Below are 25,406 nucleotides of genomic sequence, written 5' to 3'. Positions count from 1 at the left end.
GATATTATGAATACTTGGTTTAACGACTTTTACGCAGCCATTGCGAAAAACCAGCTCAGTCATTGGTTAGATACTTTGCCTGCCCAGCTAACACACTGGCAAAAAGAAGCACAACATGGTGATTGGCCAAAGTGGGAAAAAGTGCTTAAAAACTTACCTGAATCAAATACAGACCACATTAATATCACAGATCGCGTGGAGTTTGGTTTAAGTGAAGAGCTTTCAGAAGGCCATACAAAGCAATTAAGTCATCTATTAAAGCGCATGATGCCATGGCGAAAGGGCCCTTTTCATATTCACGGGATTCACATTGATACTGAATGGCGCAGTGATTGGAAATGGGACAGACTGCTGCCACACATTAGTGACCTACACGGTAGAACAGTGTTAGACATTGGCTGTGGGTCTGGATACCACTTGTGGCGTATGAAAGGCGCTGGTGCTGATTTCGTGGTTGGTATTGACCCGTCAGATCTGTTTTTAAGTCAGTTTCAAGCAGTTAAACATTTTAATCCTGATCCGAATGTACACTTATTACCATTAGGCGTAGAACAGTTACCCGAGCTTAAAGCATTCGATACGGTATTTTCTATGGGTGTGCTTTATCATAGACGCTCACCTATCGATTTTTTAAGCCAACTCCGTGCCCAATTGCGTAAAGGCGGTGAGCTTGTTCTTGAAACTTTAGTCATTGAAGGCGATGTGAATACAGTACTGGTGCCAACCGACCGTTATGCCAAAATGCGTAATGTCTGGTACATCCCAAGCTGCGACGCGCTCAAACTGTGGTTAGAGCGTGTTGGATTTAAGAATGTACGTGTCGTCAACAAAGACACTACGTCGTTAGATGAACAACGTCAAACTGAGTGGATGGAAACGGAATCACTCGCAGATTTCTTGGACCCACTAGACCCAAGTAAAACCATTGAGGGCTACCCCGCTCCACTGCGTGCAATATTCATTGCTGAAGCGTAAGTAGTCGTGTTTTGAAATGAAAAAAGCCGCTCAATTTGAGCGGCTTTTTTATTACTTATCCTGCTGGATAAATGTAGCTCGACTGCAAGCCTAAAGGAATGCCTAAGCCCCAATAAGCTAACAAGAAGATGCTCCAACCAACTAGGAAAGCGATAGAGTAAGGGATCATAAGAGCAATTAGCGTACCTATACCTGTGTTCTTAACATACTTTTGGCAATAAACCACAACCAATGGGAAGTATGGCATCAACGGCGTGATGATGTTTGAACTTGAGTCACCTACACGGTAAGCCGCTTGGGTCAAATCAGGTGATAGGCCAAGTTGCATCAACATAGGAACAAAAATAGGGCCTAGCAATGCCCACTTAGCAGAGCTTGAACCAACAAATAAGTTTACAAAAGCAGTCAGGAAAATAATACCGACCACAGTGACTGAACTTGGTAATGCCAATGCCTTAAGTACTTCTGCTCCTTCAATCGCAAGTAGTGCACCTAGATTAGACTGACTGAATGCACTGATAAATAGCGCACAGAAAAACGCCATTACAATATAGTAAGCCATGCTGCCCATTGACTTACTCATGGCATCAATCATATCTTTTGATGACTTAAAGGTACCAACCAAGAAGCCATAGACTGCACCTGGCACCCAAAATAGTAAGAATATTAACGGTACAATAGACTGCATAAGCGGCGCTGTGAATTCGGTCAGTGAGCCATTTGGACTACGTAACGCCGAGTCTTCACCACTTGCGGCATAAACTAATAACGCGATACCTGCTAGCATCACACCAGAGGCAGCTAAAAATGCACGCTTTTCTTTTGCGTTCACTTCATCAAAAGAAGGCAAGCTGTTTGTGTCACCATCGATCTCTGTGTTTTTAAGACGAGGCTCAATGATTTTGTCCGTGATATACCAGCCTAATAAAATGATGAACAAACTAGAAGCTGAGGTAAAGAACCAGTTGTTCAGCGGGTTAATCGCAATCTCTGGATCAATAATATGCGCTGCGCTTTGTGTAAAGCTTTGTAGTAACGGGTCGATACCAGATGGAATGAAGTTAGCACTAAATCCACCACTTACACCTGCGAACGCTGCTGCAATACCCGCAAGTGGGTGACGACCCATGGCATAGAAAATTACACCAGCCAATGGAATAACCAATACATAACCGGCATCCGTTGCTGTGTGGCTCACAATCGCAATTAAAATGATTGATGGAGTCAACAATGCTTGAGGTGTACGCTTTAACATGAGCTTCAAGCCCGTGTTAATGTAACCAGAGTGCTCAGCAACACCAACACCTAACATAGCTACTAAAACAACACCTAAAGGTGCAAACCCTGTGAACGTCTTAACCATGTTGGCCAAGAAACTGGCAAGTGAATCACCGCTTAGTAAGTTATGAACAACGATAGCTTCACCAGTACGTGGGTCTATCGCATCAAACGTCGTGCTCGAAAAAATCCAAGAAAGGAACCATATCAGCAACATCGCTGACAAGAAAATGATAGCAGGATCAGGGAGTTTGTTCCCCACACGCTCGATCCCGTTAAGAAAACGTGCAACTGCCCCACTCGGCGCTGCCGTTTCAGGTGATTGACTCATAATTATTCCCAAACAGTAAAATTAGCTAACTTTAACTTAACAAAGCGAATGAAAGCAATCAATCGTCCCTGAATTACCAACTGGTTGACTACTTAACGTGCAAAAACAACAAAATTTGCCTCGAGTGCACAAAATTTAGCAGGTACGGCTATACTCTTTTAACGTCCGTGTAATTACCTTAGTTTGATGTCCAGCATCAAGATGGAATAACTATGATAGAGATAGATAATGTCGTTCTTAATGATGTAGAAAAAGGTTTTTCTCTCCCACCAAAACCAGAGTTGCTCACACATTTACATGAACTACTCCAATCGAGCGAGCCAGAACTTGGGCAAATTGCAGATTTAATTGCAACAGATGTTGCAACATCTGCTGCAGTTTTAAAGGTCATTAACTCTTCATCATATGGCTTTTCACGCACAATCACAGATATTCGCCAAGCAGTCATGTTTCTTGGTTTAAATAGCGTTACACATTTAGTGACAGGCTTTTTATTGAAACAAGCGTTTGATCAATCACGTTGTTGCATCAGCTTGGAGCGGTTTTGGGATACCGCAAACGAAATTTCGGAAGTTGCGATGATTATCGGACGCAAAATCCCAGTAAAAATCCCACTGGAAAGTCTCCATATGCTGGGGCTATTTCACGATGCAGGGATCCCAGCAATGGCGTTAAAATTTGACGACTATGCTAACGTACTCTCTTGCGCAAATAGCAACTACGACATGTTACTAATTGACCAAGAAGAAGCGATTTACAACACGAATCATGCCACAATTGGCTATTTCCTAGCAAATAGCTGGAACCTCCCAAAACCGATTTGTAAGCTTATTCTCCGACATCATGATATGGAGTTTTTCAAAGAAACCCATGACGTTGAACATGCTTGCACTATGGCCACGCTCAAAATGGCCGAGCACCTTGTTCAGGTCAACAAACGTTTTGTGTCAGTACCCGATTGGGCGTATATCAAAACCGATGTATTGCATCTATTGGAATTAGACGAGGATGCATATCAAGATATCAAAGATGATGTCGAGGAAATATTCAACTAAAAACACACCATTCAACACCATGGCATGCTAAAAACACTCGTCTTATTTAGCTTGCCGTGTCCACTTTTTATTAACTATCTATTTGGTTCAGTACCGCATGAATTTTAAATAAATGTAAATGAACATGCATTTAACACTTTGATTATGTTTTTAAAACGATTAGAATATCGAGTTCCAAAATTAACTACAAACAGAGTATTTTTTCAGCAGCGGTAATCTATTCGTGGGCTGATTAAAGGAAAGCGAGTGCATTATTCAGACCTAAAAATTGCAATAGTCGACGATAACAGCGACAACATAAGATTTTTAGAAGCTTTGTTAAATAAACAAGGCGTGTCTCATGTTCGTTCTTACCGCTCTGGTCAGGCGTTTGAGCGTTCTGCTAAACAAAATACTTATGATATTGTTTTTTTGGATAATCGAGTAGACACAATAAAGAATCTTTATGACCTCGTTAGTGAGCTGGTTTACAACGAAACACTGCCCCCTACCACTAGGCTGGTGTATATGGCAAAAAGGCAAAGTGCATTCGACTACGCTTGTGAATATCCATTTCACAGTAATCAGCTACTAGAAGTACCGTATACGCCGCAGGATCTCGCTACGATATTAAAAGAACATACGTTACAAGTTAAAGAGTTCAAATTTGCTTACCAATTTATCAGGGCTAAAAAATACAAAAAAGCCTTATTAAAACTGAAAGAGTTACGTAATCAAGAGTACCCAAACTATTTAAAAAAAGCGCGTAATCAGCTACTTGTCAATTTATTGCTCAAACTTGGGCATTATTCATTAGCAAAAAAACTGCTTTTACCATTGGCTGATCGCAACATCCAGTGGGCAAAGTGGTCATTGTTCCATGTTAACTATGAGTTGAAGGACTTTGCAGCGTGTAAAGCATTTTTGTCTGAGCCGCAAACTCGACAAGACTACCCTATTCGCGTTTTTTATTGGCAGATATACATCGCTTTCCAAACAAATAATCGTGATCTAGCAACAGCTCAGGTACTGGCATTTCCGGTTGAAGATATGTCACCGAGTATGTTTCGGCTAAGCCTAATGGTATTGCATGTCTGTAAAGAGCACGATGCCATTGATAATTTAATTAAACGCAAAGAACGTACTTATAGCGAAGACCCAGCCCTATCTACTCTACTCTCTGCCTTGTCCATTAAAATACGCTTTTTGGAAACATTAGACATAAAAGATACAATTGACCCTAAAGTACTTAAGTCAATTCAAAATGACCTGAAATCTGCCATTACTCGCCACGCATCAAACATGCAAAAATACTGCGCTGACGAATTCAACTTACTACTGATCATGATGATGCTGTTAGAGGGCAAAGACACCGATGCCAGCGCTAAACTATTACAGCTCAGTCAAAGTATGTTGGACGACCCAAGTGTTGCAACCATTATTGCTTTTCTATTTTACCTTGTGAATGATATGGATCACTCAAAAGAAATGCTGTTCAATGCACATAAAGCCCTTGGTAAGCAGCATAGAAATAGCCATTACGTATTAGCGGGCTTAATGCACCGTGAAGTGTTCGCAAAAATTTATAAAGAAGAAACCGATCAGCAAGAAGCTTATATGATGTTTGCCTCACGGCTATTTGATTCCGGTGAATATAGAGATACGATCAAAATGTGCAGTAAAGCATTGCGAAGCGGTATAAACGATCAAGCGCTGAATGATTTGTTATTACGCTCAAGCCGCGAAGCTGGATTAAAAGAACAGGACTACATCCATTATTTAAACCTAGGCAAGCCGCGAGTGACTATTGTCAGTTAATTTATTTTAATCATTCTTTACTAATTTACGCTTTCAAGATCCAATCGCCACTGTAAACAAGCTTTATGTGATCTTTACTAAACCCATCACGCTATTTGTACAATCAATCGTAATTTCCTTGCGCGCTTATTCTGACTCTGATTAGACTGTTTTTTAAAAATAAAAATGATAAGAAGAAAATATGTTTAAGCAGACATTACTCAGTACAGCCTTCATTCTAAGTGCCAGTAGCGCATTCGCGAATACACTCATCCTCAAAGCTGACGCCGCCCTTGACGTCAGAACAGGTAAACTTATTAAGCCAGCCACGGTTGTTGTCGAAGATAAGTCCATCGTATCCGTGTCAGAACACACACCCCAAGACTCGATTAGTTCTGATGCCACAGTCATTACATTAAAAGGCCACACCTTAGTCCCTGGGTTATTCGATATGCACGTTCATCTAACGGGAGATGCAAAAGTACATGGCTATGAGCGGCTTCGCAGAACAGTGCCTCGTTCAGCGATAACCGGCGCGATTAACGCGCAGCGCACACTCGAAGCCGGTTTTACATCTGTTAGAAATTTAGGTGCGTCAGGGTTTGCTGACCTTGCTATACGCGACGCCATCTATGATGGGGATATACCTGGCCCGAGAGTCTTCGCGTCAGGTCCCGCTATCGGAATTACTGGTGGGCATTGCGATAATAACGCGTTTACACATGAGCATCGTGTAACTTCTGAAGGCGTTGCAGATGGCCCTTGGGCAGTTCGCCACAAAGTGCGTGAAAACGTTAAATACGGTGTGGATGTTATCAAATTTTGTGCAACAGGCGGTGTTATGTCCAAAGGCACAAAAGTTGGCGCTCAGCAATATTCGTTTGAAGAGATGCAAGCACTAGTAAACGAAGTGCATATGCGGGGGCTGACTGTCGCTGCTCATGCGCATGGAACAAGTGGGATAAAATCATCAATTCGAGCAGGCGTTGATTCTGTAGAGCATGTGAGCTTTTTAGATGACGAAGCGATACAACTGGCGCTTAAACATGGCACTTATTTCTCGATGGACATTTATACCACCGAGTACATTCTAGGGGAAGGCGCCAAAGCAGGTATACCCGAAGAAAGCCTGCAAAAAGAGCGACAAGTGGGCTCCATTCAACGTGATAGCTTTTCCAAAGCCGTTAAAGCAGGTGTAAAAATGGTATTTGGTTCTGATGGGGGTATTTATCCGCACGGCGATAATGCAAAGCAGTTCAGTCGAATGGTCCAATTTGGTATGACAGAGTTGCAAGCACTGCAAGCCGCTACTATTAACTCGGCGACATTACTCAAGCTACAAGACCACCTTGGATCTTTAGATGCAGGAAAGCTTGCCGATATTATTGCGGTACCAGGTAACCCATTAGATGACATAACAGTGATGGAAGACGTCACAGTTGTGATTAAAGACGGGAAAGTTGAGGTTGATAAACGCGTAACGCAGTAAATCCTGCGCATCGCCATTTGGTACCGTAGGTAAAAATCGAGAAGATAATTAATTTTATAACTAACGCTTAAACGCCAGATGTGCAGTTTAAGCGTCTGCTTTTTCTTCCCATTAACACCAACTGCGGGATAACCACCCGCAAGATACAGACAACTGGTTTCCAATAAAACGTAAGATAGCTTTGATTTAATAGTACACAAGAAAATGTTTAACATTGAACAATAAAAAGGACTGGCGTCACATGCTCGCAAGCCCTTTTTCATTTCTAAAAGTGCCTCTTTAAAACAGTACCGCTCGTACTAGAAGTCTTCAGAAATAATGATCGATAAGAAGCCCCTTAAGGTAGGGTCCTGATAATTAAAAGGTCGTCTAGGTTTGAAATACACTTGTATCTCATCGCAGGGAAACGTAGTGCGCTCAGTTTTCGATATGATGATATTATCACTAATGTCTATTTCTCTAAACGAGCCACAACGAACACTAAACCACGCCACTGCATTATCGATTTTGCCGAACACATCAAAGTTTAACAGTTGGCCGTTATCACCACTCACCGGGATTCTAGCACTGGCTTCATAAACAGCATCTAGATGATACTGCTGTTGCAGATCTTCTAGACGACAATCATCATCCCAAAACTCATGTCTATTAGCACAATGACCATCTAGATCCCAAAAACCGTGCCTCCATGGGGCCTGAAGGATATCCCTTACTGTGGTGACATTCAAATCTCTTGCTAAATCTATTGTGTATTTAACCCCGTTGATATAAATGGGTTCAACAAGTGAAGGCGAGTATTGAATCGAATAGCCAGTATCGAAGTCAGAGGCGCGAAGCATATCAATACAGTGATTTTGTTTTTCTTTGCTCTCTAACTGACCGCTGCAATTTTCATCAAGAAAAGGCAGACTCTCTTGCTGAGAGTGTGATGTTTGGCTCCACATTGATGCCAACAATAAAGTACTGGCAACCGTTAATGTTTTATTATTTATTTTCATTTCAGTCCTTTTTTAACTTGTACAAATATAGCACTCAAAAAAGGTACACCAAAAAATCAACAAAACAAAGCACTTACATAAAATTTAACATTACTGTTTAAACAAACAAAAAGTATACATTTTAACACCTGTGATTTGCCACAATGTGTAATTTCACCAGTGTTGATTGCGTTACAGTGTAAGTGAAGTAGGCTCTGTCCCTTCAAAATTGGCTTTTCCACTAAACGTGCTATGCATCGCACATATATTAGACTGCCAATTCATTAAACTTGTTTCATTCCTTTATATGAATGAAACCTATAATAAAACATGGATATTAAAGAGGGAGTGACGCTACCAAAGGTTTTTGATAGCGCAGCAAACATGGAAGATTGCCCTGAGGCTAAACGTACTTCTTTATTTTAAGCTTCTGCATACAAGTAAATGTCAGAGATTTGTAAGCCATAGAAAATAACGGGAACAAGAATAATGCTTGCAACAATGAAAGATAGCGTAAGTTGTTTCTTTTGTTTACTTTTTACGTACTTCAAGCCAAAAGTGACAAGGAGGAGCAAAGGAAGTAAGTAATGTACTTTTATTAACGGCACTAATACAAACAATCGTGTAACTTCAACAGGGTTTGGTAGGTCATAAGCTTGGATCACCAGTGGCGCACCCACTAAAGTACCCAGAGCTAACGTAGTGACATAAAGAAGTATTAAGAACCACCAAGGCGTGGTTTCAATAAATTTGATCATATTTCTGTTTGTTTAACCGTAAATTAACGCAATATCACAGGTATCTCACAACATACGTGATGAGAGCCTCACTCAAGGTGCTAATTCTATTTCATAAATTGAGTAAGTAAATAGCTAAATCAACAGAAGTTACACACTCTCATAAATTCATTGAAAAACAAATAAATGCGTAGGTCTTGTGACCACAATAAAAAGGAGCATATAGCCAATAGTCACTTAAAAAGGTATAGAGAATAAAAATTACTAATAAAGGTTAAATGAGCCTAGTATTTTTTTCTACACAATCTAGAGAATGTATAGAGCAAGTTTGAACACTGCCTGTTTATATCGTTGCTTATCAATAACAGGCAGTGACTCTTTATTGCCAGTAAGTGTATTTGCTTTATTTACTGATTTGAATAGCCTCCAACCTAAAGCCTTCTTTTTTGTCCTTCACCTTTAAAACAATTTCCTCTTTTCCATCTTGGTTAAGGTCATGGCTATAAATATCGCTTGAAGATTTTGGTAACGAACGCTTAATGCGTTTCGCCCTTCGTGATAGCCCTCTTTTTTCATCACCAAAATACACTTTGAGTTCATTGGTGTCTGCTCTAATCAGCAAATCAGTTAAACCATCACCATTAAAATCTTTAAAAATAATCCCTTTTCCAGCTCCACTACTTGACTCATTCATATTCATCGCTATCTCAAAACTTTTCTTTGATGCCGCCTTCTTCGAAAACTGTTTGTCTTTTTTACCTTTAAAAATACTAATCGCACTATCAAGCGTTACCTCTTTATTTTCCATCGCAGCACTGGCGATTGAAATAATATCCATAAAACCAATATCAAAAGAGATCACCGCTAAATCATTGACTCCGTCTCCATCAAAGTCGCCAATGTGAGCAATGGAACTCGTTTCTTCCAAAGTCAGTTGGAGATCTGGGCTGTCTTTAAAAACCAGCCCATTATTCGTTTGCTGAGAAAAGAAAATGCGATGAATACTTTCACTGTCTAAATCGTTGTCTTTATCGGTATCATCAGTGAGGCTCTCTATGATGTGGATATCTGGAAGACCATCATTGTTAAAGTCTCTTAACTTTTCTATACGCTGCTTACTTTCACTGTCAATCTCAACAAGTGTTTGCAATTGCTTGCTCGGTCCTTGACTGGTTGCCAAAAAGTATCGTACTGCTTTTTGCTCATAAAACATCAAATCATCGATACCATCTCCATTGATGTCGGCGAGTGTAGGAAACTGTGGCAATGTATGACTGACAGTAAAGTGTTGCTCAGTGACATGAGCCTCTGTTTTTGCCCGTAATGGAAGTACAGTAGAGGCAAACTTTCCGTTCTGTTGTTGCACATACACGGTCTGCTCTTCGATACCGGGTAAATAAAAGTCGGTCAGGCCATCCCCATTCACATCTAACGTAAATGTTTGATATTTAAAATAAGAAAAAGCATCAGCCGTAAATAATGAACTTGTATTTACCAGCTGCTGTGTTTCTGTTAACCCTGCGTGAAAAACACCTTTCTCAGTCAACACAAATGCTTGGGCACCTTGGTGATTTGCAAGCTTACCAAGGCTATACATAATTGGCTTGTCTGGCAGAGCCAATAAACTTGTTTGCTTACTTTTTAGGTCGATTTTTTGCAAATAGGCCGCTTCATCATTACCAGCCACAAAGGCTGTGTCTTTGTCTAACATGATGAGCTTGCCATCGGCATTATATTGTAAGTCGATTGGGTCATATGCGTAAATCAAGCTGCTAAATAAAGCCAAAGGGAGTAGTTTTTTCATATCTTAAGTCCGTTGAAATATGTCGTATTTTGTTGTAATAATTAGATAAAATTTATTATCGCTAGTTATTTTCGTCTGCTTCTTTACTATTTCTACTGAGTCATTTCACTCCTTGGCCACTGCCAGGCATACCACATAGTGAGCAGAGACAACAGCACTTCTAGACCTGTAAGATAAAGATAAAACCCCCATACAGTTTCTAGATTAAGGGCTATCAGTAGCACAACAAATAAACCTGGGATGATGATATTTAATCTTCGGTTGATAGCGGGCTTTAGTGCCAAAGTGAGAAAGATCATGACACTTGGTATAGACATTAACAGCGCGACAGCAAAAAACTCATATTGAATTCCCTTCCTATCAGCACTGACCAAGAGCGCCTCTGACATAACACCAGGTACATACACTTCAATGTAATCACCGTAGACATAGCAAAACATCACTGCTATCCATAGCGCTGAAATCTTAAGCTTTACATTTATTTTATAATCTTCAAATGAGGTAGAAATATCCTTCGTCGTATTCATATTCGCTCCGCTGTTTAATTTGAGCCCTTAGTTAGGCAGTAGTTGACGGAGCTTAACGATATAACTTATAAATAGTTAGGTCGTCCGAGACTATAAGCGCGGACACTTTATTTTGATTGAGCCGCTCAACGGAAAGTGATAAAAGGAACAAAGTTTGGCCAACCCTATCGAAATTATCCTAACGATGATGATTGTTGGGCAAGTATGTATCAGTGTGCCTATTCTTTTTTCGCGTGTAGCAACACATGCGATGAACTTACCCTTGGCGTTATTTTTACTCGCCAGTGGCATTTTGGCCTTAAATTCTGCTATTTCAGCGGTTTTGCCTGCTTACTACCCTATTTACACAGCCGTCGCATTCCCGGCTTTGTTTGTGCTTTGCCCTTCTTTGTGGCTTTATGTTCAAGGGCTCACTGCCGATACCCCTTGGCAGTTGAAAAAAAGATGGCTTAAACAGTACGCTTTAATAGCACCAGCCATACTCCTCTCGATGATGATATTAATCTTACCCAAAGAAGTTCATACCGCCATTTTCGTACATGATAAAGAGATCAACGACCCTTTTATCAGCATACTCCTCATCGGTATTTTAATTATGATGCTACTTTGGCTGTTGCAATGCGCATATACACTGTTAAAAATTGTCCGCAGATTGAACCAATACCGTAAAAAGCTCAAAGATGTTTTTTCTAATCACGATAATAAAGATCTTAACTGGATGAATTGGCTGCTTTTTATTGCCGTAAGTGTATGGTTATGCTCTGTAATTACTGTGTTTTCCTCAAGCTTGTTTAATCATGCCCTATTCAATAGCAACACGGAAATGGTCCTCTCTTTGATTTTGATATGGTGTATGACCCACTTTGGTTTGCAACAAAAGCCCGCCTTAGCGCGTTTAGAGAGTGATGACATAAATCAGGATAAAAGTGAAATTATCGTTGCTGATGATGACACAACACATGATCAGCGCTGCGCGACTAAGAAATACCAACGTTCCGCTTTAGACCAAACGCAATCAACGCGAATTGCTACCAAAATAAACTCAGCAATGGAGCAAGACAAACTCTATTTAGACTCAAACTTGTCACTACACAAACTTTCCAAACACTTGAATGTTTCTCCTAACTACCTATCCCAGACGCTGAATGAAACGTTATCCGTTAGCTTTTTTGATTTTGTTAATCAATGGCGGATTGAGGCTGCCAAACCTAAAATTTTAGCCAATCGCAGTACTGTGCTAGATATTGCATTGGAGGTAGGATTCAATGCGCGCTCTTCTTTTTATAAAGCATTTAAACAAGTAACAGGACAAACTCCCAGCGAATATCGCAAAGCGCATGTGAAAAGTTAAAAGCCCTACTTCGAATAGAGCGCATTATAGGATGGCGTCTTATAGGCGTGTAAAAATGAATAAGCTTGATAGTAATATCAAGCTTATTCACTTCAATCGTTTTGGGTTAAAGACCTAACGTAAACGCGGGTAGATTTCTGGGATCACAGCTTCATTAAGCTCTATCATTTGATAGTAAGCGGCAATTTCTTCTTCTGTAAAATCGCCTAATTGTATTTCGACATACATCTCATATCCATGCGACTTTTGTGTGCTTGGCACCGCGCCTAATTGATAGATGTAGTCCAAATAGTGAATTGGGTCTACATCTGACCCTAATAGCGCATCCTCTAAAATAATTGGGGTGATCCCTGCTTCAATTAATTTATAAACTGCATCATACAAACCTAACTGAGACACCACGCCAGAAATCACCGCTTGTGTCTTGCCTGCCGTTTTAATGTCAGCAATCACAGGGTCAATATTTTTATAATTCACAACATTGGCATTTTTACGATATTTTGATGTGTAAGGCTTACCTTTTTTATTCACATGAAAACTCGGCATGTAGCTAAATAAAAACTCCTGCTCTAAACCTAAAAATGTAAACCTAGGCTCCGTGGCTGGTTTATTATCATGTTCCGCCTTATTTAAGCTTACGTCATCCATATTAAAATTGATCATCGCCATTTTATGTCGTTCACCTTGATACAGCTCATCTCTTTTTCCAACTGCATAGCGTGGGCTGTAGATCAATTTGTCCTTAGATTGCATCGACTCCATAATTTCACTGGCCTTTGCTAACTTAACCCCAGCTTGCTGTAACCGCTTGAAAGTGGGACGTTCATAAATCTCTGTCGAAAACGTCGCGTCACTAGCTAAATAGACATCAAAGCCCATTTTTTTAAGCCCTAACACGGTCTGCATGACGCACACATCTGTTTCTGCACCCGCAACAACCACCCGCGAAATACCAACATCTGACCAAGCTTGCATTGCCGCATGTATATCTACTTCACGTGTTGAGTTAAACGTCTGCTTAAAATAGCTTTGCGTATTTTCATCAAGTGCTTGCTCAATACGCGTTATATAGGGCGTATAATCTAAACCCATATCGGTTTCGAAGGCTTCATATGTAATGGCAGTTGGCATATTTAAATCATTGGCTTTTTGTGCCAACTGTGCGATTCGGTCAATGCTAGAATGCAACTGAGGGTCGACATTTTGCGCTGGTATTTCCAGCTCTGGATAGAAGACCTTGACCCAAAAGTCGTCACTGTCCATCACATATCCTTTTTGAGCATCAATGATGAGCAACCCCGTATTTTGAGCGCTCAAATGAACGTGTTCACTTTTTTTGGTTTCATGAGCTAATTGCAGCCTTTCATCAATGTTACAAGCCGACAGTCCAAACGCCAATGACAGTACTAATAAAGACTTTTTCATAAATCACCTATTTAATTATCCTTTTCAAAGCAAGTTAACGGTTAATATTTAAACAGCCATCGATACTTAAACGTTTTGTTAACAAAGTCAAGCGAGGATAAATCAAGCGATTTCTGCCTTTCTTGCTTGCTTTTAAGCGGTTAGATTAAAAGCAAGCGATAAAAACGCTCAAAAATAAGTGAGCTGAAACGCAATAAGTGACATGAGAAAATTAAAAGACAGACATACTCTGAGCACTTCGATACAAGTCAACCTCGGATTGTGCGATATGTATGCGATCATTCAGTACTAGACCAACGCAAACGTCAATCCACCCTTTCTAAAAACCTATAAGCCACTGAAATATAAACTTACTTTATAAAAAACCCATACATCAAGCAAAAGTCATTTTAACTTCAAGCCATTCAAGTCAGCTCAGGTAAAGTCTCCTTATTGAAAGCAAAATCAACACGACCAAATCGGAGAACATATGATAAAAACAATGTACTGCTTTTTAATTGCTACAAACTCAATTTTTGCCACCAGCTCAATTATGGCCAAGGAGCTCGACACTAGAATATATGGACCTTACTTAGGACAAACACCACCAGGGCAAACAGCCAAAATCTTTGCGCCTAGGATATTAAGCACATCGAAAGACAGAGAGTACACGATTTCGTTTACGCCAGATTTGAAAGAACTCTATTTTACGCGAATGGATGCTGATACTAACAAGTGGTGGACCATGACGTACAAGCAAAAAAACAATCGCTGGTATGGTTCCACATTAGCGCCAAGAGTTGGCCGCCCCACTCTCTCGCCAGATGGTAATACCTTACACCTTGGCAATAAATATATTAGTAGAACAGACTCAGGCTGGTCACAAATCAGAAGCTTAGGTCCGATGTTCGATAACAAGGATTGGGGCATTATGCGTTTATCTTCATCATCTTCAGGTACCTATATCCTCGATGATTATAAAAATGGTGATTTACTTAGGATCTCTGAGGTAAAAAATGGTGTACGGCAAGCACCAAAACCATTACCTGCACAAATTAATACCGGTAAATGGAATGCGCATCCATTTATCGCCCCTGATGACAGTTATATTATTTGGGATGGAGAAAGAGATGGAGGCTATGGGGACACTGATCTTTATATCAGTTTTCGAGAGCCTGACGGGAGTTGGGGTAAAGCGCTTAATTTAGGACCGACAGTGAATACTGACGCTGGTGAAGCAGGCGGTTATATGTCTCCTGATGGAAAATACTTCTTTTTCAATAGAACGACCAGTGCGGGAAATGGTGATATTTATTGGGTAGATTCCAATTTCATTAAAGTGCTTAAAACTCAACGTTATACTAAAAGGTAACTTGGTAAAATTTAGAGTGATTTTTAAGGTCGTATTGAATGCGGCCTAATTATGTTTAGCTCAGGTTCACTTATTATTTTTATAGCTGCTCTCACTAACATCAAAAATAACACATAATTAAATACGGTTTTTATTACACATTCACCAATACTAGTGTAATTTGGATTTTTATAAGCTACTAAATAGATGTGAACTTGAACACCCTATACCATCCAAAGGAAGATAAGGAAGTGTAGGTCACAGTTAAGTGTTGTTATATTTAAAATAGTTCAGATTTACGAACAATAATTTAAAAGTAAGCCAAGCAATAATGGCAATGCATAGACTCGCTTAAACACTCTCATTTCAATGTCAAATTAATATTATATAATTCATAATTTTTGCATCTCCCCTCTTAATTACAGTTTTAATATTCCCTCTAAGCAAAGCCCTTCAATGCGTATATTATAATATTAATATAATCACCTACCATGTAGACTTACCTGATAAAAATCGACTAAAATTCAAACTCATTTAATGTCATAGCTAATATATTTACAAAAGGATTCACAGTGAAAAAGCTATTACTTTCGTCGCTATATGGATTATCGGCACTTACTACAATACACAGCAACGCTGTTCTGGCTGCACCTTATCAAGTTGACCTTCACAGTTACTTTGAAGGCATTTCATTTCAACAAAATGATGAATCAACGAATGCGAATAAGTTTAGGCTGTCTCTTGGCGACGTTAAAGTCACCAACATAAAAGAAGGCAAAAACACAGTTGAGGTAAAGCTGCTAGACAAAAACGGAACAAAGCATGCAGCTTGGTTGTGTAATACAAATGTAGACTATTCGGAAGAAGACCCCGGCAACACGCGCTTTTTGAGCTGTACCGGAGAAGGCTCTATGCACGGCTATCAATATATAGACATGGATCCTAAAGCTTATACTATGAATTTCTATCATAAAGGTTCACTGTTTCAAACCTATGAGTTTGCTCTTGAAAAGAATGAATTTGTAAAACAGGAGAAAAACTTAAAAGTTGCAAGTTTATGGGATGACTATGCAGCTATTGGTGAAGCCCGGATGGATATATGGCAGTCAAGTTCATTAGAGCTAATAAAACCCGCACCAAATACCCTTGATAGCGCGCCAGGCGGTACTCGCCTAGACTTTCACCTTATTTATAAAAATAATGTCATTGGTGAAGGCCACGGCTCAATGAAAGCCTATGAAGGGCGTCTTAAATTCACAGGCGTTAGCTTTACAAAGCCACATGAAGAACGAGGGGGCCGCATAGCTGTCTCTAGCATGGAGGATGGTGAGTATCTCATTATCGCCTACAAAGATAAAACTATCCCTGTTGAGTCATATACCTTTCAAGTAAAAGATGGAAAAGTTGTCAGGACTGGACGCCAACTGAGCAACGATGTAGATGCTATTTACAGTGATACCGGTATGAATTGGTTTTTAAAAAGCACCGCGGATCTAAATAAATTGGCCGAAAATGTTAACTATCCTGAAGATCCAAAAGAAATACGTAAAAGAGAGAAAGAAAAGCAGCGTCTTGCTGCTGAAGCAAAGAAAAAAGCAGAAAAAGAGCAAAGAGCTAAAGAGGCAGCAAAGCGCAAAGAACAACAGCGTATCGCGCAAGCAGAAGCAAAGGCTAAAAGAGAACAAGCAAAGCTAGAAGCTGAACAAAAGAAAGAGCAAGCTCGATTAGAGCGAGAGCAACAGCAGGCCGAACTTAAAGCGCAAAGAGAAGAGCAGCAAGCCGAACTTAAAGCACAAAGAGAAGAACAGCAAGCTCAAGCACAAGCTAACATGGAACAAGCAAGAGAAGACGCGTTGCAGGCTAACTCAGGGGCATTCTCTTTTAGCTTAAACCAACTTTTGCTGGCTCTTACATTGATGTCGTCAGGGCTACTCATCGCCAAATCTAGAGTATTGACTAAAGTACCTCAAATAGGCAAAACAGTGTCAACCATTGAAGGGCAATCATTGTATGTCGGATACGCTGTGATTGGATTGGGGATCTTTGATTTCTTGACCGATTTATTGTCTTTTTCTCCAATCATAGGCGGCGGTTTAACTCAAGCAGCAGCAATTGCTAGTGGCGTACTACTACTTAAAAATGACGCTAAGGTTAATCAAATAAAGCCGATTGCAAAATTCAAGGAGATGATAATGCCTTATGAAGAGCAAATCGGGTTAGCAGCCATTGCTATAGGCGTTCTACACCTACTTGTTGGCGGTTTACCATTGATTTAAATATGCTTTCTTAAAAGCGGTCAATGCAACACTGCCAAAGGCTTTACAATAACGTTTGTAAAGCCTTTTTGCTTTGAACTTTCACACTCAAAATAACATTCACGCAATCTAAAAGGTATCTTAAGTAGACATACTAAAAGCTGTAACTTGAAAATATAACAAGAAAACAGGTTGGTTAAACAGATATTCATTCTTGCAAATGGGTCATTGTGTAAGCCAAGATCTAAACATTTGCTCTTTTATCTCAATCGCGCTAAATGCTTTTGACGTGTTGGCTCAGTGAGATACAAAAACTGCGAGTAGTCATGTGCAGCATTGATGAGCATTTTGCCATCTTTATTACCAATCCATGTCATATCTGTTTTACCAGACAATAAATCATGCTCAACCAGTTTGTACTGATTCCCCTGCTCTAAAGTGACAAAAAGTGTATTTGATTCGGTCGTCAGACCGATTATTCCTGCTTCTGGTGATTGCCAAATACGTTCAACTTCACCAGCGTCACCGCGCTTAAATACTGCTGACGCATTCGAAAAGTATATATTATCCAATTCATCCAACCCCATTGAATAACATGATAACCTCTTACCTTTAGCTTCGAACTCTTTCAATTCACCTGTTTTCAAATCGAATTTTGCTGCGTGAAACCCTTTACCATTCGGTGAGCGATAAGATACCAATAAAGCATCACTGTGATGATATGCTTCGCGAAGATAAAAAGAACTGTGCGTATGTGGGATCGCTTCCATTTTATTGGATGCAACCTCTATGCGGAATATTGTATCTTTACTCGCCGTAAATACAGATTTACCATCTTTTGACCACGCAATACCAAACAGCTCAACATTGTCTGGGTTTTTAAATAATAGTCGCTCTTGGCCCTGCTCATATATAAATAATTGCTTTTGACCAAAACGATGTGACTCGAATACAAACACAGTAGGGTCGGGTGAGAATACAGGCAAAAAGTCTACCGATGAGGAGTTAACTAAGGGTGTTAAATTCTTAATATTTTCTCGCTCCGCGCTTAAAATATCGACATCCACCTTCACAAGCTCCATGAAAATTTCTTTCCCGCTGTTTGAGTAAGTTGCATCTCGTACAATTTGATAATTTTTAAACGGTAACTTAGATACACTCCCTTGCAGATCAACAGAGAGTATTTCATTGCGTTTACTCAACAATATGCTTTTTCCATTAGGGTGCCAGCTGAGCCCACTTAAACCATCTTCAATCATCACAAGCGTTTTCAGTTGTCCACTACCTAGTTCAAGTAAGTCCACTCGATACTTATTTTGACCGGCTTCAAAACCTAAAGCTATAAAAGCTTCATCAGGGGATAGTGATTGCATTAAGAGCCAATCCGATCGTATAGATTGGTGCAAAACATGCTTTTTCTTTGTGCTGAGGTTATATGAAACGAGCTGTGTATCACTGCTTGCCCGATGTTTTTCGGTAAAATAAACCATATTATCAGTCGCCCAATCTAACCTATGGCTCGAGATCACATGCTCCGTGGTGCGATACGCCTCCTCTTGCTCAAGGGGAATCATCGAAACCAGGTCCAGTGTGGTAAACTGTAATGATGAACCAACCTGTTCTCTTATTGTAAATACCAATCCATTACCATTTGGGCTCCACCCCAAACTTAAATAATCTGCCGACTGGCGAGAAACGCGCTTTTCCACGCCTGTATCAAGTTGTTTGATCCATATATGTTTCGTGTTTTCCACTTCTCGGATAAACGCAATATACAAGCCATTGGGTGACATCATAAATGCAAATTCATTCCCTGAACTACTACTAATAGGCAGCAGCTCTGAAAAGTCGTTTTTATGAGGCAATTGATTTAAAAAGATTGAAATGAACACTGCTGCAATTATCAAAAACGCAATACCACTGCTCAAAACGAGCCTAAAAGTGTTTAATTTAGGGCTGGGTACGTCCAAACTATACCCTCTTTTGGGATGAGTAATAATAAGAGCTGGTTGCTTTGCATCGTCATCAAAGGCCTTTCTGAGTATAGCGATACATCGTTGAACTGAACTTGGGTTAAATATTGCTTTAGGCCACACTGCACTAAAAATCTCTTCCTGACTTACCACCTCCCCTTTATGGGAATACAAGTAAACCAACACTTCCATGACTTTCGGCTCAATATTGGTGACCTCGTTAAAACCAGTAATTTGACACCGTTTAGCATCTACGTGATAGCTCCCTATTTCTAACTTCAACTCAGCGACTCCTAAATAAGCTTACGATTCATATACTAAGCTTTTCTTAAGGCAATCTCTAGCAAGATTTTATAGCATAAATAGTACGCTTTAATGCACGCTGCCCGCTCACTTAACAAAAAAACAAGAGCGAATCATGGCAGTACTCTTTACCTTAATAATTTTACTCAGTGCATTTTTGTTGTTTCAAATTCAACCTATTTTATCTAAAGAACAATTATCTCAATTTGGCGGAGGCGCGTCTGTTTGGTCTGCTGGCTTATTTTTCTTCCAGACGTGCGTGTTATTGGGCTACTTATACATCCACGCTATCCGTCACTTACAACTACAATGGCAAGTTGCACTACACCTAACCTTGTTAATCATGGCGGTGGCCGTTACATATACAAACGTTGAGAAAAACATACTTGGTATGTTACCCCCTATTTGGTCAGTGGTTGTGTCTCTTGCCGCTCAAATAGGCCCCATTTTTATCATGTTAAGTACTACATCCGTATTGCTACAAAAATGGTACTGTTTGATAAACCAAAGCCCAGTACCTTATCACTGGTATGCACTCTCAAACTTTGGCTCTCTTGTCGCTTTGCTTACTTTTCCCTTTATGTTTGAAGTTTACTTCGGGCTCACCACACTCAAAGAGTTTTGGTTTTTAGCTTTGCTGGTGTTCGTGGCGTTGTTTTTCGCGCTTACGGCATTGCTCATACCCAAAATGTCTCAAAAAACACCTCTAAACCAAATAAAGCCAACCTCAGATATTTTTAATAACCCGCTTAGATGTATCACTTTAGCAGCACTGAGCTCCCTGCTTTTGAGCTCTACCACTTTTATGATGAACGTTAACATACCGCCAATGCCTTTAACTTGGGTTATGCCTTTAGCGATTTACTTAATCACCTTTATCATTGCTTTTTCTCTTGCTGTGAAAAATCGCAGCTTTTACACCTATCCAGCTTTGATGTTTGCAACATTGGCAGGCATTTTGATGTACTTTTTAGGTAGCAAATTTAATGCTGTCGCTCAATTGAGCATGTATGCGATCATCTTATTTATTTGCACATTGAGCTGTCACAGAGCACTTAGACGAATTGCCCCTAACCAAAATTCAATGACTTCATTCTACGTTTGTATCGCTTTTGGCAGTGTGCTTGGGAGTTTAACAGGCTCAGTTTTAGCGCCTTTGACCTTTAACCTGCCAATAGAATATCCTATCACGCTCATCGCAATTTTTTCTTTACATGTATATCACTACACCCAGAGCTCTATATCTAAATACATGAAACTCGGACACATAAGTATACTTATATCAGTTGCTTGTGGCTTCATGCTGCTAAATAACACGTACACAAAGCTTAACGTGACCACCGAACGGAACTTCTATGGGATACTCACGGTTAAAGACATCACGATTAACAACATCATTGAACGCCGCCTCATAGATGGAACAACCATTCATGGTTACGAATTAATAGAGGATACAAGCCCAGACTCAGGCTATTACCACGAAAATACAGGTATTGTTAAAGCCATTGAGACCTTACAAGTAAATGGTCCTATAAATTTGGGGATTATTGGCCTAGGTGCAGGAGTGCTTGCACAGTATGGTAAAGAACATGACACCATCACTTTCTATGAATTAAACCCAGCGGTTTTCCACATCGCTAAACAGTATTTCAGCTATCTAGATAATAGTTTTGCCGATATCAACGTTAAGATAGGTGACGGTCGACAACTGGTTGCTAAAGAGATCGCCCAAGGCGCCTTTCAACTCGATACGATTGTTATTGATGCATTTACAAGTGATGTGATCCCAACGCATTTACTCACCCTTGAAGCATTTGAGCTATATTGGCAAAGAATGCACAATAATGGTGTATTAATCATGCATATTTCCAATAATCATATTGATCTCATGCCTGTTATGGCGAGCCAAAGCTTACGGTTTAATAAGTCACTATTGCTTTTTGACTCTCAAGGAAATGAAAACTCTCAGTTGGGCTCTAAATGGGTCATCATGACAAACAATGAGGCATTTCTTAAATCAATGCCGATATCTACTCACGTAGATAGGTATACATTTAGAAACCAATTAACAACACTATGGACAGATGAAAAGCACAGTTTATTACCCTATATAAAGTTGTGAGCTTAGATCCATTTTGATAAAACTTCGTGTAGCCACTGAAATATATGGCTACACGAAGGCTATTCACTGCATATTGTCTAGCTTACATCTTTAATATAACTAATTTTGTCATGTTTAAATTCAAAGTAAGATTTACCTTGTACTTTAAGCTCATCGCCCTCTTTCAGCCCATTTGGCAAATCTACCGCGAGTACGCCTAAATAATCAATGTCAATCTGTGCCATTGTGTCGTTGACAATACAATGAGTCACTGTTTGCTTTCTTTGACTAAACAGTTTTGCAGACTCATTGGCAAGATCTTCAAACTCTTGCTTACCTTCGGCCCTGACATTCACCTCACCATTAGACTCATTTTCAAACACAATGCTATCATCAAATAACGACAGCATGCCCTCAATATTAAACGCATTGTAACGCTCAATATATTGATTGATGAGTGCTGTTTTGTCGCGCTCTAGCATTTTAACATCCTTATCTTTTTAAAAAGCTGTTTAAATATCAACCTACAGACAAAGCACTAAAAAATCAAAGGATCAAATCAAGATAAGTGACTGGAAGTATAAAAGTTGCTAAAGAGCCGTGAATGCTCTTTAGCAACTCGGTTTACTGACTGGGAGATTGTTTTATTGAAAATATTCGTCCAAAGCCACTTTAAGGTGTCTTTGCATTGCAGCGCGATGGTACTTTCTAACACCATAACTTTGCTCTAAATGAATGAAACGTTTTGACGATGCCTCAGCACTTTTGTGGCAGCTATCAACAGAGTCATTACTATGACGACCTTGCACATTCCAAGTGCCACCTAAGCTTTTCGTATCATTGCCATACACACATGCCTTGATCACCCCCTCATCTTCTACACTTCGACGTATAGAGTGCAAAATACTATGTTCATTAGGATTTGTTGAATAACGGACTGTTTCACTCAGGTTAAGCATTAAATCATTATCGGTGCCACACTGAGCTTGTAATTTTGCTCGTGTTGTTTTGCCAAAACCATGGTACTGAATAAAAACAGTGGCTAAGTCATAATCACTCATGTATTCATGCACCACTTGAAACAAAGATTCGGTTTGATGCGCAACATCACTGGCTGAGTAATTTGTACCTGTACACTCACTGATCTCATGGCTGCTGTCTCGTCGTGTGCCAGCTAGCATAAGCAACTTTGTTTGTGTATATAAAAAAGCGTCTATCGCTTGCGTACCCGTAAAAGAGTCTCTTTTTGGGTGCGGAGCCTGTAACACAGCGTTGGTGCCCGAAGTATTGAGTACATAGGTCCCACCACCAATAAACTTATCGCTTGGCAGTTGATGCTTCTCCTGCAGTAAATAATATGTTTTATCTGTATCTACATCATTAAACTGAATGACTTGATAGTCTAAGTCGTTTGCAAGCTCACTGGCCATTGGCCAATTTTGCTGATGAAACGCTTCAAATAACATCTGAAACTGCATTTGATACTGATGGCTTGGCTGGACCCACTTGTTGTCTGCTTTTGTACCGTAATTGTAAGACTTTAAATGCTTATCTAATTCACCAGACATCACCACCAAGGCTTTACTGGGAAAACTTACAAGCGTTAATAATAATAATAACAAGGTAAAAAGCACGTAAATTGCTAATGGACGTGCGCCATTCGTTAAACGAGCAGTATCAGTTTCAAATAGTTGCATAAAACACTCCAGCGGTGTGTGTCGAGCTGTCATAAGCAAGCATCCCTGGATAGCCAGTACCAAAGTACCAATTTTCAGCAAGTGACCATGTCAAAAGTTGCAGTTATTATTACCAATATCTAAACAAAAGCTCTACTAAAAGCTTTAAAAATGAGCTTTTGGTATTACATCATAAAAGGAACAACTCAGCTCAAAATAGCTAGTTAGTCTACTAATTTCATAAAGTTAGCCGACTGATACGACCACTTGATGATTTTTACATCTAATAAAATTGAAAAACAGAACAATGAAAATTATAAAAATACTTTAAAATCAATATATTAATATAAATTTTGGATTGTATGCCAGATATGACAGGTATTTTTGCTTAGAGTTATAGGTATTAGATTAGTCGCGACAATCCAATACCTATAGATTAGAAGTGGTCAAAGAATTGAGCTTGGGGAGACTTAGTTAACGCGTCAGGCCATACGGTTGTTACTAATCTTTTTGACTGTGCTTTAGTGTGACCAAGTGCCAATAAGAGCAAGCCAAGCATTAAGCACGTTCTACCAGAACCGCCTTTACTATGCACCGCCACAGTCTGCCCTTGCGTTATGACATGTAATATATGCTGCAAATGCTTTTGCCAACGCAGCTTAAACTCTTCATTTGGTACTCCATCATCAGGCATTGGAAATTGCCACCAGTACAATTCCACACTAGCGCAACCTGCTTGTAACCCAGTGACACCACTTTGAATGAGCTCTTCATCACTCATCAGTGTGATCACGCCTGCTACATTAGCCTCTTTTAGTTGCTTCAAGGAAGAAAAGAGTGCAACGCCCTTAGTGCCAGGACATGGCGTTAAAAAGAACGTATACCCAGACTCAGTCTGAAACGTATCAAATGGATGTGTTGTCATAGTTATACCCCTCGCTCTATGATCTCACTATTTTACTTAGGGCAAAGGATTCCCCCTTGAGGTCACGTATAAGTCAAACCAATCATGTCTCTCAAGGCAAATATCGATTGCCTGTGTCGCATTTTTTATCCTTTTCTCATGGGTTGTACCAATCACTGGCTGAACCTTAGCTGGATGACGTAATAAAAACGCCAGTACGATTGCCTCCCCGCTCACTTGATACTTATTTGCCAGTGTTTTAACTAATTCCGTGGTTTTTCGTACTCTTAGCTCATCAGAGTATAACCCGTGTTCAGAAAATTGCCCTTTTGCCAAACTTCCCCAGGCTTGTAGCTGAATATTGTTGCTTTGACAGTACTCGATTGTACCACTTACAAAGTCAACCAAGTTGTTGCCTTGGGTGCCGACCATTACACCATCATCCAACCAATCAAGCTTTGCTAAACTCATTTCTATTTGGTTAGCAACGATGGGCAAGTCTAACTCCCTTTGTAAGAATGAGATCTGGTGGAGGTTCATATTGGATACAGCTATGTGTTTGATTTTTCCTTGCTTATTAAGTTCTATTAGCTGCATGGCCAGTTGCTCCACGTCCATAAGGGGATCAGGCCTATGCAACATCAGTACATCTAAATATTCCAAGTTTAAACGACCCAAAATCCCATCCACTGATTGTCGCACCCAATCGGCAGAAAAATCATAAAGGCCCACATGCTCCTTATTCTTCTTTCTTATCCCACATTTAGATTGAATGACCATATGTGATCTCAATTCAGGTCTTTCAGATAATACTCTGCCAAATACGCGTTCAGCTCGACCATCTCGATAAATATCAGCATGATCAAAAAAGTGAATATTTGACTCTAAGGCACAATCAATGACTTTATGCGCTTGCAATACATCAGCGTCTAAAACGTGTGGGCCTTGCCCGCCTAGTCCCATGCACCCATAGGCAATTGGGCCTACTGTCGGAAAATACTTTTGAATCGGTAAGTTCGTTTTCATACTTATTCCAGCTAGTCGTAAAACATATCTGGTTATATGATATTGTCCTATATTTTGAATAAAAGCATTTAAAATTGAAATCTGTGTTCATTTATATGAACAATTAATTATGG

Annotated in this window: 19 protein-coding genes; 8 read left to right on the top strand and 11 right to left on the bottom strand. The window is 39.8% G+C overall.

The genetic code is table 11. The features are described from left to right. The first annotated feature begins 6 nt into the window (after positions 1 to 6). Positions 7 to 975, top strand: a complete 969-nt coding sequence (cmoB, locus tag N473_RS07730) for a tRNA 5-methoxyuridine(34)/uridine 5-oxyacetic acid(34) synthase CmoB (protein ID WP_063367415.1) — start codon at positions 7 to 9, stop codon at positions 973 to 975. A 55-nt stretch (positions 976 to 1,030) separates the two neighbouring features. On the opposite strand, the gene N473_RS07725 is transcribed toward cmoB, so the two are convergent. Beyond that, positions 1,031 to 2,584 carry an AbgT family transporter gene (locus tag N473_RS07725; protein ID WP_046353951.1) on the bottom strand — a complete coding sequence of 518 codons (1,554 nt, stop codon included), beginning with the start codon at positions 2,582 to 2,584 and terminating at the stop codon, positions 1,031 to 1,033. Between the two features lie 212 nt (positions 2,585 to 2,796). Between N473_RS07725 and N473_RS07720 the strand changes: the two genes are divergently transcribed. From N473_RS07720 to N473_RS07710, 3 genes are all read left to right on the top strand, one after another. Further along, positions 2,797 to 3,639: an HDOD domain-containing protein gene (locus N473_RS07720; RefSeq protein ID WP_039609061.1), complete on the top strand. Its 843-nt coding sequence runs from the start codon at positions 2,797 to 2,799 to the stop codon at positions 3,637 to 3,639. Positions 3,640 to 3,885: 246 nt separating this feature from the next. Next, positions 3,886 to 5,436: a response regulator gene (locus N473_RS07715; RefSeq protein WP_063367414.1), complete on the top strand. Its 1,551-nt coding sequence runs from the start codon at positions 3,886 to 3,888 to the stop codon at positions 5,434 to 5,436. A 181-nt stretch (positions 5,437 to 5,617) separates the two neighbouring features. Further along, positions 5,618 to 6,904, top strand: a complete 1,287-nt coding sequence (locus N473_RS07710) for a metal-dependent hydrolase family protein (RefSeq protein ID WP_063367413.1) — start codon at positions 5,618 to 5,620, stop codon at positions 6,902 to 6,904. 299 nt (positions 6,905 to 7,203) lie between these two features. On the opposite strand, the gene N473_RS07705 is transcribed toward N473_RS07710, so the two are convergent. The 4 genes from N473_RS07705 to N473_RS07690 form a co-directional block, all read right to left on the bottom strand. Continuing rightward, positions 7,204 to 7,902, bottom strand: a complete 699-nt coding sequence (locus tag N473_RS07705; RefSeq protein WP_063367412.1) for a hypothetical protein — start codon at positions 7,900 to 7,902, stop codon at positions 7,204 to 7,206. A gap of 401 nt (positions 7,903 to 8,303) precedes the next feature. Beyond that, the gene (locus N473_RS07700) at positions 8,304 to 8,639 is read right to left on the bottom strand and encodes a hypothetical protein (protein WP_063367411.1); all 336 of its coding nucleotides are present in this window, start codon (positions 8,637 to 8,639) and stop codon (positions 8,304 to 8,306) included. Between the two features lie 382 nt (positions 8,640 to 9,021). Then, entirely contained in the window at positions 9,022 to 10,422 is a 1,401-nt protein-coding gene (locus N473_RS07695) for an FG-GAP repeat domain-containing protein (RefSeq protein ID WP_063367410.1), read from the bottom strand. Between the two features lie 92 nt (positions 10,423 to 10,514). Beyond that, entirely contained in the window at positions 10,515 to 10,949 is a 435-nt protein-coding gene (locus N473_RS07690; RefSeq protein WP_063367409.1) for a DUF6326 family protein, read from the bottom strand. Between the two features lie 154 nt (positions 10,950 to 11,103). On the opposite strand from N473_RS07690, the gene N473_RS07685 reads away from it, so the two are divergent. Further along, positions 11,104 to 12,300, top strand: coding sequence for a helix-turn-helix domain-containing protein (locus N473_RS07685; protein ID WP_063367408.1), 1,197 nt, complete (start codon positions 11,104 to 11,106; stop codon positions 12,298 to 12,300). A gap of 114 nt (positions 12,301 to 12,414) precedes the next feature. Here the strand turns inward: N473_RS07685 and N473_RS07680 are convergent, their stop codons facing one another. After that, positions 12,415 to 13,725, bottom strand: coding sequence for a cysteine hydrolase family protein (locus N473_RS07680; RefSeq protein WP_063367407.1), 1,311 nt, complete (start codon positions 13,723 to 13,725; stop codon positions 12,415 to 12,417). A gap of 469 nt (positions 13,726 to 14,194) precedes the next feature. Here N473_RS07680 and N473_RS07675 point away from each other — a divergent pair, with 469 nt between their 5' ends. Together N473_RS07675 and N473_RS07670 are read left to right on the top strand one after the other, a co-directional pair. After that, positions 14,195 to 15,076 (top strand): TolB family protein, encoded by an 882-nt coding sequence (locus tag N473_RS07675; protein ID WP_063367406.1) that lies wholly within the window; start codon positions 14,195 to 14,197, stop codon positions 15,074 to 15,076. 551 nt (positions 15,077 to 15,627) lie between these two features. Then, positions 15,628 to 17,331, top strand: a complete 1,704-nt coding sequence (locus N473_RS07670; RefSeq protein WP_063367405.1) for a cell envelope integrity protein TolA — start codon at positions 15,628 to 15,630, stop codon at positions 17,329 to 17,331. 239 nt (positions 17,332 to 17,570) lie between these two features. On the opposite strand, the gene N473_RS07665 is transcribed toward N473_RS07670, so the two are convergent. Then, on the bottom strand, positions 17,571 to 19,565 hold the full coding sequence (locus tag N473_RS07665; protein ID WP_081221014.1) for a winged helix-turn-helix domain-containing protein: 1,995 nt from the start codon (positions 19,563 to 19,565) through the stop codon (positions 17,571 to 17,573). A 136-nt stretch (positions 19,566 to 19,701) separates the two neighbouring features. Here N473_RS07665 and N473_RS07660 point away from each other — a divergent pair, with 136 nt between their 5' ends. Continuing rightward, positions 19,702 to 21,708 carry a spermidine synthase gene (locus N473_RS07660; protein WP_081221013.1) on the top strand — a complete coding sequence of 669 codons (2,007 nt, stop codon included), beginning with the start codon at positions 19,702 to 19,704 and terminating at the stop codon, positions 21,706 to 21,708. Between the two features lie 77 nt (positions 21,709 to 21,785). On the opposite strand, the gene N473_RS07655 is transcribed toward N473_RS07660, so the two are convergent. From N473_RS07655 to N473_RS07640, 4 genes are all read right to left on the bottom strand, one after another. Then, entirely contained in the window at positions 21,786 to 22,169 is a 384-nt protein-coding gene (locus N473_RS07655) for a nuclear transport factor 2 family protein (protein WP_063367403.1), read from the bottom strand. A gap of 162 nt (positions 22,170 to 22,331) precedes the next feature. Beyond that, positions 22,332 to 23,384, bottom strand: coding sequence for a hypothetical protein (locus N473_RS07650; protein ID WP_063367402.1), 1,053 nt, complete (start codon positions 23,382 to 23,384; stop codon positions 22,332 to 22,334). Between the two features lie 415 nt (positions 23,385 to 23,799). After that, the gene (locus N473_RS07645; RefSeq protein ID WP_063367401.1) at positions 23,800 to 24,288 is read right to left on the bottom strand and encodes a hypothetical protein; all 489 of its coding nucleotides are present in this window, start codon (positions 24,286 to 24,288) and stop codon (positions 23,800 to 23,802) included. A 36-nt stretch (positions 24,289 to 24,324) separates the two neighbouring features. Continuing rightward, positions 24,325 to 25,293, bottom strand: coding sequence for an aldo/keto reductase (locus N473_RS07640; protein WP_063367400.1), 969 nt, complete (start codon positions 25,291 to 25,293; stop codon positions 24,325 to 24,327). Between the last annotated feature and the right edge of the window lie 113 nt (positions 25,294 to 25,406).

This window comes from Pseudoalteromonas luteoviolacea CPMOR-1, from assembly GCF_001625685.1.
GTDB classification, from domain to species: Bacteria; Pseudomonadota; Gammaproteobacteria; order Enterobacterales; family Alteromonadaceae; genus Pseudoalteromonas; species Pseudoalteromonas luteoviolacea_K.
The sequence above is the reverse complement of the archived record's forward strand: the minus strand, read 5'-3'. Positions and strand labels throughout refer to the sequence as shown.